The organism is Algoriphagus aquatilis, assembly GCF_042657405.1.
Classification (GTDB): Bacteria; Bacteroidota; Bacteroidia; order Cytophagales; family Cyclobacteriaceae; genus Algoriphagus; species Algoriphagus aquatilis.
Genome location: NZ_JBHSKS010000012.1, coordinates 46,510 through 59,241, shown reverse-complemented (window position 1 = coordinate 59,241; position 12,732 = coordinate 46,510). Strand labels below are relative to the sequence as shown.

Sequence of the window (12,732 nt, the reverse complement as noted above, 5' to 3'; positions counted from 1 at the left end):
CGATTTCGAAAAAGTATTACTAATCCACTTTTAGTTTTTATAAAAGTGGATTATTTTTTTTGCTGTTAATGCTGTTTCTTTGCGCAAGTACTAACCAACTTTTAAGAATTTTTACTTATGTGTGGAATCGTCGCGTATGTAGGGCAGCAGGAGGCGCTGCCCATTATCATTAAAGGGCTAAAAAGATTGGAATACCGCGGCTATGATTCGGCTGGTGTAGCTTTGATCGACCAAAAGGGCCTTAGTATTTACAAGAAAAAAGGAAAGGTCTCCGAACTTGAAAATCACCTCGCAGAAAATGGAATTCTAAATTCAAAAATTGGCATCGGCCACACTCGATGGGCCACTCATGGAGAGCCTAATGATGTCAATGCTCACCCTCATTATTCTTCTTCTGAAAGGTTTGCCATGATCCATAACGGAATCATTGAAAACTATGAGGTGCTTAAGAAAGACCTGCTTCAAAAAGGTTATAAGTTCCAAAGTGAGACGGATACTGAAGTTTTTGTCAAGTTTATAGAGGATATTTTCACAAATAGCAACTGTACCCTTGAGGAAGCCTTACGGCTTGCTTTGCAAAAAGTGGTCGGGGCCTATGCTATTGTATTGATCAATCTTGAGGAGCCCGATACGCTTATCGCTGCCCGAAAGGGATCCCCTTTGGTGATTGGTGTCGGCGAAGACGAATACTTTTTGGCATCGGATGCCACTCCGATTATCGAATACACTAATAAGGTGATCTATCTGGATGATTATGAGATTGCGGTGATACGTGAAGGAAAACTTCAAGTGAAGACTATCGAAAATATCGAAACTAGTCCTTACATCAATCAGCTGGAGCTTGAACTGGAGGCTATCGAAAAAGGAGGCTATGAGCATTTTATGCTCAAAGAAATTTTTGAGCAACCCAAGTCTATCGCCGATTGTCTTCGTGGACGACTTGATCCCAAAACAGGCCGATTGGTTTTGGGAGGCTTGAGGGATTACATGAACAAGTTCCAAAACGCAGAGCGTATCATCATCACTGCCTGCGGAACTTCATGGCATGCAGGGTTGGTAGCCGAATACCTTTTTGAAGAATTTGCGCGTGTGCCAGTGGAGGTAGAATATGCATCTGAATTTAGATACCGCAATCCTGTCATCAGTGACAAAGATTTTATTATTGCGATTTCCCAATCAGGTGAGACAGCAGATACGCTCGCTGCGATCGAATTGGCAAAATCCAAGGGGGCAACCATTTTTGGAGTTTGTAATGTGGTTGGTTCTTCGATTCCAAGAACAACCCATGCTGGATGCTATACACATGCAGGTCCTGAGATCGGCGTGGCTTCTACCAAAGCATTCACGGCTCAGATCTCCGTACTCACCATGATGGCGCTAAAGCTTGGCTACCAAAGAGGGACTTTGCCTGAAAGTAAATACATCTTGATGCTTCATGAACTGGCAGATATACCCGCTAAGGTGGAGAAGGCACTACAAACCAATGAGGCAATCAAAAAAATCGCAGAACAATACAAGGATGCTCGAAATATGCTGTATTTGGGAAGGGGGTATAATTTCCCTGTGGCTTTGGAAGGTGCTTTAAAGCTTAAGGAGATTTCATATATCCATGCCGAAGGCTATCCAGCTGCGGAGATGAAGCATGGACCGATCGCTCTAATCGATGAGGAAATGCCGGTGATTTTCATCGCTACGCTGGATAGTTCTTATGAAAAAGTGGTGAGCAACATCCAAGAGGTAAAAGCCAGAAAAGGAAAAGTGATTGCCGTGGTGACCGAAGGTGACAAGCAAGTCAAGGCACTTGCAGACCACGTGATCGAGATTCCACCGACTAATGAGGCCTTCACTCCTTTGCTTTCTGTGATTCCACTCCAACTGCTTTCCTATCATATCGCAGTGATGAGAGGCTGTAACGTGGATCAGCCAAGGAATTTGGCAAAATCAGTGACGGTGGAGTAATCTATAAGTCCAACTTTCAATAATAACGACCCTGAAGATGGAGATTTTCAGGGTTGTTGTTTTTTAAGGAAAATTTTCTTGCGCTATTGGCTATTTTGGGAGTTTTCTGACTCAGTTGCATGCACCTATTGCGAAATATTTGTTTCCTGCAGCTCTTGCAAGGCATTCATTGGAATAGGTTTTAGCATCACACCCACATACAGGCTGAAAAACAGTAGAGCAAGTTGTAGGTCGACTTTCAATATCAGCATTCAGACATTGATTGACATTTTCTTCCTCTTGGACGCATCCCATTAACATAAAAAATAAAATCAAGCTGAAATGAAAAAACAGTTTTTGAATATTCATTTGATTTTGGGGTTACATGTTAAAAACCCTAAGTTATCCATATCTGAGGAGCATTCCCGTCCCTAAGCAGAAAATCCTTACTTTTGCGCAGCCAAGGAAAAACCCATGCTGGATAAATTACAAGCCCTGAAGGAACGTTTCGAAGAAGTAGGTCAACTGATTATTTTGCCGGACTCTATGTCTGACATGAGCAAATATGCTAAGCTCACCAAAGAGTACAAAGACCTCGAAAAGCTCGTTTCGGTGTATGATGAATATGCTTTGGTCCTGAAAAATATTGACAGCTCCAAGGAGATGCTAGAAAAGGAGAAAGATCCTGAGTTTAGGGAAATGGCTAAAGCAGAGTTGGATGATCTGAGAGAGCGAAAGGAAGTTCTCGAGCAGGAACTCAAGCAACAGCTGACACCCAAAGATCCCAACGATTCCAAGGATTGTATTTTGGAAATCAGAGGCGGCACAGGAGGAGATGAAGCCGCCATTTTTGCCGGAGATCTTTTCAGAATGTATGAGCGGTTCTGCGAAATGAAAGGATGGAAGCTTACCGTGCTGGATTTGACCTTTGGCTCAGCAGGCGGATACAAAGAAATAATTGCTACCGTATCCGGAGCGGATGTTTATGGAATGCTCAAATATGAATCAGGTGTGCATCGGGTTCAACGGGTTCCTGCCACCGAATCTCAGGGAAGAGTTCATACCTCAGCAGCTTCTGTTGCTGTGCTGCCTGAAATGGATGAAGTAGAAGTCCACTTGGACATGAATGACATCCGAAAAGACACCTATTGCTCCTCTGGCCCGGGTGGCCAGTCTGTCAATACCACGTATTCAGCAGTCCGATTGACCCACAATCCGACGGGTTTGGTGGTGACGTGTCAGGATGAAAAATCCCAGATCAAAAACTTTGAAAAGGCTTTGAAGGTGCTTCGATCCAGGTTGTATGAGATCGAACTTGCTAAGCACAACGAGGCAGTCGGTGCCCAGCGAAAGTCCATGGTGGGAAGTGGTGATCGTTCGGATAAGATTCGAACTTACAATTATCCTCAATCCAGGGTCACAGATCACCGGATTAACAAAACCGTCTATAATTTACCTGATGTGATGGATGGCAATATAGAGGAATTCATTTCTGCCCTTCGATTGGCCGAGAATTTGGAAAAAATGCAAGCAGGAGGGATTGAGTAATTGGTCTAGACTTTGCAAGCTAAATTTAAGCCAGTATATTGAAATAATTAACAAAGCAACTTAAGTAAACCCAGCGCTATTATGATTATTGAAGGAGAAAGAGAAATCAATCTGGTGACATGGAATGAATCTCATTTTCATCAGCTCTATCCTTTGGCCAACAATCCAAAAATAGCCATGAATCTGAGGGATAGCTATCCTCAGCCTTACACCATACATGATGCCCGACATTGGATTGAGCATAACCAGAAATTTAATCCTGCTCAAAATTTTGCGATCGAATTTGAAGGTAGACTAGCAGGCGCGATAGGGGCAGAGCGTGGAAAAGATGAACTACGAACTAATATGGAGCTTGGGTTTTGGGTTGGGGAAGCTTTTTGGGGAAAAGGGATTGCCACTGAAGCGGTGAAATTATACACCAAGTACATCTTTGAAAAATTTGATATTCACCGGATTTTCGCACAGGTCTATGACTTCAATGGGGAGTCCATGAATGTCTTGGAAAAGGCAGGTTACATCCCTGAGGCCATTCTAAAGAATGGCTTTATAAAGCGAGGAAGGATGGGAGACATCTTCCAATATGTTAAAATCAGGGATGAAGAATAGCTCTTCATCCCTTTTTCTTTATCCTACTTTTTCAAGTGCCTGCTGTATGTCCCAAATGAGATCCTCGTAATGCTCAACTCCAATGGAAAGCCTAATCAGTTTTTCCGAAATTCCCAATTTAGCCCTGTCTAGATCGCTTACATCGCTATGGGTCATGGTAGCAGGGTGCTCGGCGAGAGATTCAGTGCTTCCGAGTGATACGGCCAGATGGAAGAGTTTGAGATGATCTAAAAACTGGAATGCTTCTTTTTCTCCGCCCTGAATATCAAAGGATACCATAGCTCCAGCACAGGATAATTGCTTTTTGAAAATTTGGTATTGTTCTGAATTTTCAGGCAGATGTCCTAAATAATAGACCTTCTCAACTTTGGGATGTGCTGCGAGGAAATCAGCTACTTTAGCTGCATTTTCAGCTTGCTGAGTCATTCGGACTTTGAGAGTTTCCAGACTTCTCATCAGTAACCATCCAGTCCATGGGCCGGCCATGTTTCCCAAAAAAGTGCGAAGGGTTCGGACCCGCTTCATCAGGTCTTTTTTGCCAAGCACTGCACCTGCGATAAGGTCTGAATGCCCTCCAATGTACTTAGTGGCTGAGTACATAACCAAATCTGCTCCATGCTTTAACGGATGCTGCCAGAGCGGCCCCATGTAGGTGTTGTCTACGACTACATATACGGAGTTTTCTGCATTGCTGAGCTGATCCGCTACTTTTCGACAAAGCTCCAGATCGAAAAGTGCGTTGGTCGGATTGGCAGGGGTTTCGACGTAGACTAGTTTTACTTTGGCTTTTTCTGCTTTAAGGAGGATTTGCTCCAGCGTATCATCGGGAGTAAAGCCAATTCCTGTGATGCCATATTGAGGTAGGACTTTGTTGATAAAGTGATCCGTCCCACCATAAACGGGCATGCTGTATAGGAGGGCATCGCCAGGTCGAAGAAATTCCAGCAGAACAGTAGAGATTGCCGACATTCCGCTTTCAAAGACTGCGCATTCATCCGCACCGTCCCAAAGGCAGAGCCTTTCTTCGAGAATTTGTAGATCCGGATTATTCAATCTGGAATAGATCAACCCCGGTTCTTCACCGGGGGATTTTTCGCGTTTTCCGTAAGCAAGTTCAAAAAATTCTTTGCCTTCCTGTGCTGTCTTAAAGACGAATGTGGAGGTTTGGAATATGGGGCATTTGACGGCGCCTTCTGAAAGTTCTGGCTTGTAGCCATAGGACATCATCAGGCTCTCAGGGTGGAAATATCTGGAGTTCATTTGGGTTTATTTTTACCCAAAAGAGTGAAAAAACTCTATAATTTACAATGAGACCTTCCTAATGATGTTTTGTTGTTTTATGAATATATTGAAATTATTACTGCGAAATCTGTAAAAATAGTACATTATTTTTCAAACACGGAATAATATTCTGTATTGATTCAATTTTTCGTCCTAGTGGAAAAGTTAATTTTTTTAAGAAGTTCTGTGCATTTTACTTCACCAAGACCTTTTGGGTGATTACTCCATTTTTCCCTGATAGTCGGATATAAAGCAAGCCTCTTGGGAGAGCATCGATGGCGTGTTGTTTGTCTCCTTGGTTAATACTTGAATGATAAACTACCTGTCCAAAAGAATTAATTACTTGGATGGATTCAAACAAGTCTAAAGAGGTTGATTCTACAGTGGCTTGACCTTGGCTTGGGTTAGGAAATACCTTGAGCTTACCTAAAGATGGCTTTGGCTCTAGAGCTGTAATGATGTTTACATTCACATTCAATGCCCTTTTTGGTCCAAAATTGCATTCATTTTGAGCTTCTACGGAAACTTCAAATTGTCCCTCTTGCTCCCAATTCACAGTGATGCTTGCCGAACCTTGGCCTGAAATGATTTTCCCTCCACCTGAAATACTCCATTTGTAATTCAATCCTGGTAATGCAGTCGTTTGGTAAGTAACTTGGCCAAGCGGTGTGATGGTCTCTCCGGCAATCGCAGCAGGTTGATCGGGTGCTTTATTGGCCTTGATGGATTTAAAGGTTGGCTCGGATTTTCCACAAGGACTTGAGGCAGTTACCTGGATTTTTTGGTCGCCTGAGGCAATCCAGCGGACTGAGATATTTGAAGTACCTTGACCTGATTGAATTTCACCTCCGGTGACTTCCCATGTATAGCTACTTCCCGCTTGTGCAGGAACAGAATAGGTGTGTGTTGAATTGATACAAACCGTTCCTTCTCCTGAAATAAGAGTCGAAATAGCAGGTATTGGGTTGACAAATACCTCCAAAGATGATGTTTCTCCGTTTCCGCAAAAATTGGATCTGCTCACCAATACAGCGTTTCTTCCAGGAATAGTCCATTCAACTTCTATGGTGGGTGATCCTTGTCCTGACAATATAATTCCACCGTCTACTCTCCACACGATATCAGAACTCAGCTCTGGCTGGCTGGAAATGCTGTAAGTGCTTGCACCTAGACAAGAAGTCGAATTGCCCGAAATTGGGCTGACTGAACCTGGCGGTGTACAGGAATAGCTCAGGATTGTACCGTCGTTACCTACTGCAAAGGCTGAATTGGGGTCCCCGTAGTTGACAGAATTTAGATCCCTAATGGTTCCACTGTTGATCTTAACCCAAGTTAACCCTCCGTCTTTTGTTTGGTATGTAATGCCACCTTCCCCCACTACAAAACCCAAAAAAAGATCCCAAAAATCCACTGAGGTCAAATTTACTTTTTCGGGAAATGGTAAAATTTCCCAAGTGACTGCTTTGTCTTTTGTCTTTAAGACTACGCCATTATTTCCCACTACAATGGCTGTTGTGGTATCTAGTTTGGCTAGAGCATTTAGATTTTCACTGGTAAGTTTGGGTTTCAATTCCCAATTGGTGCCGCCGGCAGTTCGAATGATTTGACCATTTTTTCCAATTGCAAAGCCGAACACGAAATCAAAGTATGTCAGGTCAGCCAAATCCTCTGTAATTCCTGTGTTAATGGTTTGATCCCAAGTAACGCCTGAGTCAAACGATCTTGAAACATACCCTTTCGTGCCAGAAACATATAAAACAGAGGTAGCAAATAAGTAGAATCCAGTGATTTTATTTGGTGAATTAGATGGTACGGGGACCCATGATGAACCGGAATTTGCTGTTCGGTACATTTTTCCTGATTCTGACGAAGCATATCCAAAAGAAGTATTCCAAAAATCGATCGTATGAATGTCTACTTTTTCAGGTAGAGGTCTGCTGATCAAAGAAGTTCCGCCGTTGGTGGTCACGTAGAATTCTCCGTTTTTACCGGAAATGAAACCTATTGTATTGCTCTTAAAATCCGTGGAAGAAAAGTCATTCCTAACTCCAGCCTGTCTTGTAGTCCAGCTTGTTCCTGCATTGGTGGAGGAAATGATAAATCCATTTTGACCAAAAGTAAACAGCGTATTGGAAGCAGGAATAAATCTGAGATCATTTAGATTTCTGGTATTACCTGCCCCCAAGTTAATTGTGCTGAAGGTTGTCCCTGAATTGGCTGATCTGATGAGAGTCGCCTGTTCACCAATTGCCACCAAGATTCTGTTGTCCACTGGGCTGGCGGCAACTTTTTTTAATTTGGTAGACACATTGCTGACTAGGGGGAGCCACGTCGTTCCGCCGTCCGCAGTTCTGAAAAAGGAGCCTTGATCTCCGACCGCATAGCCAATCAGAGTACTGGTAAAAACCAATCCATTTAAGTTTCTCACGGTAGGAAGCTGGATTTTTTCCCATGACACGCCCTTATTGGAAGACTTAAATACATTTCCACCCTCAGCTGCTATGAATCCCAGGTTTTCATTTACAAAAAAGATTTCCTGAAAATCAAGCGTCGTGTTGATGGTTATCAAGGACCAAGAACCGCCGGAATTCATGGAACTGAGAAGAGTTCCATCTTCACCTGAAGCAAACAGTTGGTTTTCTCCAATAGAAACTACACTCTTCAGATTTTTCTGGGTTCCTGAACTGATTTTTGTCCAGGTTTTTCCCCCGTCCGCACTTCTATAAATTGTACCCAATTCACCCACCGCGATCCCATTGGATTCGTTGGTAAAAGTGACGTCACTAAATCTAACCCCAAATTCTTGGCCCACTTCTGCCCAAGTGCTTCCCGCGTTTTCAGAGTAAATGATGAGATTTTCTCCTACCGCGACCACTTTTTGATTGGTAACCCAGTGATTTGCTTCAAGGTCTAGCCCCCAGCCTTGCATTCTTGTCCAAGTTTGACCATGAGAAAGGCTTATGACAATCAGGGAAAAAAGTAAAGCGGCTAGAAGTTTTTTCATCCTTTTGAAATAAGGCTAAATATAATTCCTATGAGATTTGAATTATTTAGGAAGTAAATTAAGAACAAGAATTGGGTAATTAACAGAACTTTGCTCTCTAAATTAGATTTGACTCCTTAGAACTATTCCCTTTAGCCATGAAAATCTTCGCTCCGGTCTTTGTTAGTATGGTTTTGATAGTTTCTTGCGGACCACAAGAGAGGGTTTCGAAAGAGACTTTTGAAGAGGTAAACCGGAACATGGAAATCAAACGTGTCACCGAAGCTGAAATCATTCAGGAAGCTATGATATGGGGAGATTCACTGACTCAAGAGGCTCAAAATCAATTAATATCAAATTTGCAAAAGGCAATTTCCGAACAGGGGATCCCAGGTGCTATTGAATTTTGTAATGTCAACGCCCTACCTATATTAACTGAATTAGGCAAAGTCTATTCGGTTCAGCTCAAAAGAGCCTCAAATCGAGCGAGGAATTCAGCAGATTTACCAACCGATGAAGAACGGCCTATTTTGGAAGCCTATGAGTATAATGCTGAAAATGGGATAAAAAGTGATCCGAACATTCAGAAATTTGAAAACGGTGAGGTACTTCTTTATACCAAACCCATCACGATTCCAAGCGGCATGTGCTTAAATTGCCATGGAGAACCTGAGAAAGAAATTTCCAAAGAAACTTTGGTGAAGCTTGACCAACTTTATCCAAGTGATCGGGCAAGAGGTCATAAAGTAGGTGACCTAAGGGGAATGTGGTCTGTACGGATACCAAAAAAGGAAGTGGTAAAAAGGTTGTAGGTAACCGTAAGTCTCGGTTTTTTGGATCGGTTTCTTAAATCGAAAGAAAATTGTCTTCCGTATGGGCGACTATAGCTTTGTACCTGAAAAGGGATTTTTTAAGATTTAGAAAAATCAATTTCAGATTCTTTTTAAATAGAAAATTTCAACCTTAGTAAATACTCCCGAATAATAATTATTCGGAATAATTAACTAGCAAAAGTTTGTTTCAAAAATTTAATTTTTTGTTGAATAAAAGAGGGTTGATTCTTAAACATTCTTTGTTTTACCTATAAATTTTACTTTCCATTTATATAAACGCTGTAAAACAGTCAGTTTTGGACAAAAAACAGTTGGGCTAAAATCTTGGTAAGATTCGAAATTGGGATTAGTTAAAATTAACCCAAACTGCCTATGAAGTTTAGTACCGCAGTCAGGCTATTTGCCCTGACTCTTTTTACGTACCTATTGTGTTTAGGTGCGGTGATGGCCCAGTCCCGACAGGTATCTGGTGTAGTGCTATCGGGGGAAGATAACTTCCCTCTCCCTGGTGTGTCCATTTTAGTAAAAGGCACAACCACGGGTACAGTTACCGATGTAGATGGTAACTTCAGAATTTCAGTTCCTTCAGATGCTGCTGTTCTGGTATTCTCCTTCATTGGATTTGTTTCCCAAGAAGTACCGGTGGGATCGCAAAGCAATCTTTCCATCACCTTAAAACCAGATACCAAGTCCCTTCAGGAGGTGATCGTGGTAGGTTATGGTGAGCAAAAGAAGGAAACAATTACGGGTTCGGTAGCCTCTGTAAAGGGGGGTGAGCTTGCCAAGTCCCCAGCAATGAACCTTTCCAACTCCATTGCAGGTCGTATGCCTGGTGTAGTTGCAGTAAACAGAAGCGGTGAACCAGGATACGATGGCTCAAGTATTCGAATCCGTGGCTCCAATACCTTAGGTAACAACGATGCCTTGATCGTAATCGATGGTATTCCTGCACGAGCGGGTGGTATTGACCGATTGAATCCAAATGACATCGAAAGTATCTCCGTATTGAAAGATGCATCCGCAGCCATCTACGGTTCACGAGCTGCCAACGGGGTTATCCTTGTCACCACCAAAAGAGGAAAAAGCGGTAAGCCAGAATTTACTTTCCAAGTCAATCAAGGTGCTGCTCAGCCTACGGTTATTCCTGACCTAGCAAATGCTGCCCAGTATGCAGAGATGTTAAATGATCTCGACATTTATGCACTTCCTGTAGGAGAGTGGGCTGCTGCAAATCAAGCTTACAAAACAGCAGGAACTTTCACAAGACCAAATGGTGTGGTTCGTAAGGCTCCTTATTTGCCTAATGAATTGGAGCTTTACAGAAACGGTTCAGATCCATGGAACTATCCTAACACCGATTGGTATAAGTCAACTTTGAAGACATGGTCTCCACAGACCAGAGTCAATGCACAGTTGGTTGGTGGTAATGACAATGTGAAATACATGACGTCAATTGGCTATCAGGATCAGGATGGTTACTACAAGCAGTCTGCAACAGGATTTAAGCAGTATGACATCCGTATGAACCTTGACGCAACTGTTAACAAGTACGTGAAAGTTGGTTTGGGTATTTTAGGTCGTGAAGAATCTCGATTCTTCCCCACAAGAGGTGCAGGTGCCATCTTCAGAATGCAAATGAGAGGTAAACCAAATCAGCCGGCTTTCTGGCCTAATGGTCTACCAGGACCTGATATCGAAAACGGTGAGAACCCGGTAGTAATCACGACAAATGCTACTGGCTATGACCGTGATACAAGAGATTACTTCCAGACCAACGGAACAATCGAAATCAAAGTACCAGGTATCGAAGGCCTAAAAATCACAGGTACAGGTGCTATTGATAAGACTATGCAGTTTAATAAGCGTTGGGAAACTCCATGGGTTCTTTATCAGAAAGGCTCAGGCTTTGAAGCGGATGGCGTGACTCCAAAGTTGGTAGCAACTGTGAGAGGTCCAGCCGATCCAAGATTGACAGAGGCTAATAGCAACACGCTGAATATCCTTTTGGGTACCGTGGCCTCTTATGACAAGGTGATCGACAATAAGCACACGATCAATGTTTTGGCTGGTTTTAACAAGGAAACTGTGTCAGGCAACAACTTCAATGCATTCAGAAGATACTTTATCTCCACAGCCATTGATCAAATGTTTGCCGGTGGTGACTTGGAGAAAAACAACGGCGGTGGTGCCTTTGAAAGAGCTCGTCTCAATTACTTCGGTCGTGCCTCTTACAACTACAAGGAGAAATATCTAGCGGAATTCCTTTGGAGATATGATGGTTCATACATCTTCCCAGAGGCTACTCGTTACGGCTTCTTCCCTGGCGTCATGTTGGGCTGGGTAGTCTCTGACGAAGGTTTCTGGAAAAATTCAATTGGAAAAACCATGGACTTCTTCAAAATCAGAGGTTCTTGGGGACAGTTGGGTAACGACCAGATCTTCTTCGGAGGTGCTCTTCAGGAATACCAATTCCTATCCACTTACGGCTTCAGCTCTTACATCGCTAACAATACGGAGGTAAAAACCCTATTGGAAAACAGAGTTCCAAATACTCGAATCACTTGGGAAGTGGCTAACAACTCCAACTTGGGTTTTGAGGGTCAATTCATGGATGGCAAAATTTTCTTCGAGTTTGACGTTTTCTACAACAAGCGTACAAATATCCTTTGGCAGAAAAATGCCTCTGTACCTCAAAGTACAGGTTTGATCCTTCCAGCCGAAAACATTGGTGAAGTAGAGAACAAAGGGTATGATTTCAGTGTAGGCTACAGAGGAAATGTAGGCGACTTTACGTATTCAGTAGGTGTTAATGGCGGTTATGCAAAGAACAAAATCCTCTTCTGGGACGAAGCTCCGGGAGCTCCGGAATGGCAGCGTTCTACTGGCAAGCCAATGAACACGTTCTTGGTCTATCAGTATGATGGTGTATTTGCTACCCAGGAAGAAATCAATTCCAATCCGTTGGACTACAAGTCAATCACTAACAACCTTCGTCCTGGTGACATGAAGTATAAGGATGTGAACGGTGATGGAAAAATTAATCCTGATGACCGAATCCGTATGGATGACAACGATATTCCAAGATTCCAAGGTGGGGTGACCTTAAATGCTTCTTTCAAAAACTTTGATCTGTCTGTCCTTTTCCAAGGTGCGGCAGGTGCAAGACAATATGTGAGTGCAGGTGAATCCGGTAACATTGGTAACTTCCTGTTGGACATCTATGAAAACAGATGGACGATCGACAATCCAAGCAGCGTTCATCCAAGGATTGCCAACAGAAATGATCAATATTTCTCCAGCGGTAACACCTATTGGTTTAGAAGCACCGATTATGTCCGTCTGAAGAACCTGGAGTTGGGTTACAATCTGCCTTCATTTATCGCCGAAAAAGCAGGTGTGAGAAACCTACGTGTCTATGTAAACGGACTCAATCTGTTTACTTGGGATAAATTGGGGGTTTATGACCCTGAGACAGCTAGCTCTACAGGGCAGTACTATCCTCAAGCTAGAATTATCAGCACTGGTCTAAATGTCACTTTCTAA

General features: G+C 42.8%; 8 protein-coding genes. 5 read left to right on the top strand and 3 right to left on the bottom strand.

Going from position 1 to position 12,732, the window contains the following annotated elements; all coding sequences use genetic code 11:
• The first annotated feature begins 117 nt into the window (after window positions 1-117).
• On the top strand, window positions 118-1,959 hold the full coding sequence (glmS, locus tag ACFPIK_RS14450) for a glutamine--fructose-6-phosphate transaminase (isomerizing) (RefSeq protein ID WP_377916500.1): 1,842 nt from the start codon (window positions 118-120) through the stop codon (window positions 1,957-1,959).
• Between the two features lie 111 nt (window positions 1,960-2,070).
• On the opposite strand, the gene ACFPIK_RS14445 is transcribed toward glmS, so the two are convergent.
• The gene (locus ACFPIK_RS14445; RefSeq protein ID WP_377916499.1) at window positions 2,071-2,307 is read right to left on the bottom strand and encodes a Kazal-type serine protease inhibitor domain-containing protein; all 237 of its coding nucleotides are present in this window, start codon (window positions 2,305-2,307) and stop codon (window positions 2,071-2,073) included.
• 105 nt (window positions 2,308-2,412) lie between these two features.
• Here ACFPIK_RS14445 and prfA point away from each other — a divergent pair, with 105 nt between their 5' ends.
• Together prfA and ACFPIK_RS14435 are read left to right on the top strand one after the other, a co-directional pair.
• A complete protein-coding gene (gene prfA, locus ACFPIK_RS14440) occupies window positions 2,413-3,486 on the top strand; it encodes a peptide chain release factor 1 (protein WP_377916497.1) in 1,074 nt (357 codons plus the stop codon).
• An 81-nt stretch (window positions 3,487-3,567) separates the two neighbouring features.
• Window positions 3,568-4,092 carry a GNAT family N-acetyltransferase gene (locus ACFPIK_RS14435; RefSeq protein WP_377916495.1) on the top strand — a complete coding sequence of 175 codons (525 nt, stop codon included), beginning with the start codon at window positions 3,568-3,570 and terminating at the stop codon, window positions 4,090-4,092.
• Window positions 4,093-4,110: 18 nt separating this feature from the next.
• Here ACFPIK_RS14435 and ACFPIK_RS14430 read toward each other — a convergent pair whose 3' ends face one another.
• Together ACFPIK_RS14430 and ACFPIK_RS14425 are read right to left on the bottom strand one after the other, a co-directional pair.
• Complete coding sequence (locus ACFPIK_RS14430; protein ID WP_377916493.1) at window positions 4,111-5,352, bottom strand: cystathionine gamma-synthase family protein; 1,242 nt, start codon at window positions 5,350-5,352, stop codon at window positions 4,111-4,113.
• Between the two features lie 214 nt (window positions 5,353-5,566).
• The gene (locus tag ACFPIK_RS14425; protein WP_377916491.1) at window positions 5,567-8,377 is read right to left on the bottom strand and encodes a YCF48-related protein; all 2,811 of its coding nucleotides are present in this window, start codon (window positions 8,375-8,377) and stop codon (window positions 5,567-5,569) included.
• Window positions 8,378-8,616: 239 nt separating this feature from the next.
• Here ACFPIK_RS14425 and ACFPIK_RS14420 point away from each other — a divergent pair, with 239 nt between their 5' ends.
• Both ACFPIK_RS14420 and ACFPIK_RS14415 read left to right on the top strand, forming a co-directional pair.
• A complete protein-coding gene (locus ACFPIK_RS14420; RefSeq protein WP_377916489.1) occupies window positions 8,617-9,168 on the top strand; it encodes a Tll0287-like domain-containing protein in 552 nt (183 codons plus the stop codon).
• 393 nt (window positions 9,169-9,561) lie between these two features.
• The gene (locus ACFPIK_RS14415; RefSeq protein WP_377916487.1) at window positions 9,562-12,732 is read left to right on the top strand and encodes a SusC/RagA family TonB-linked outer membrane protein; all 3,171 of its coding nucleotides are present in this window, start codon (window positions 9,562-9,564) and stop codon (window positions 12,730-12,732) included.

What these genes read in the sequence shown, in the direction of transcription:
- glmS (WP_377916500.1), top strand. Translation starts at nt 118, where the DNA reads ATGTGTGGAATCGTCGCGTATGTAGGGCAGCAGGAGGCGCTGCCCATT.
- ACFPIK_RS14445 (WP_377916499.1), bottom strand. Translation starts at nt 2,307, where the DNA reads ATGAATATTCAAAAACTGTTTTTTCATTTCAGCTTGATTTTATTTTTT.
- prfA (WP_377916497.1), top strand. Translation starts at nt 2,413, where the DNA reads ATGCTGGATAAATTACAAGCCCTGAAGGAACGTTTCGAAGAAGTAGGT.
- ACFPIK_RS14435 (WP_377916495.1), top strand. Translation starts at nt 3,568, where the DNA reads ATGATTATTGAAGGAGAAAGAGAAATCAATCTGGTGACATGGAATGAA.
- ACFPIK_RS14430 (WP_377916493.1), bottom strand. Translation starts at nt 5,352, where the DNA reads ATGAACTCCAGATATTTCCACCCTGAGAGCCTGATGATGTCCTATGGC.
- ACFPIK_RS14425 (WP_377916491.1), bottom strand. Translation starts at nt 8,377, where the DNA reads ATGAAAAAACTTCTAGCCGCTTTACTTTTTTCCCTGATTGTCATAAGC.
- ACFPIK_RS14420 (WP_377916489.1), top strand. Translation starts at nt 8,617, where the DNA reads ATGGAAATCAAACGTGTCACCGAAGCTGAAATCATTCAGGAAGCTATG.
- ACFPIK_RS14415 (WP_377916487.1), top strand. Translation starts at nt 9,562, where the DNA reads ATGAAGTTTAGTACCGCAGTCAGGCTATTTGCCCTGACTCTTTTTACG.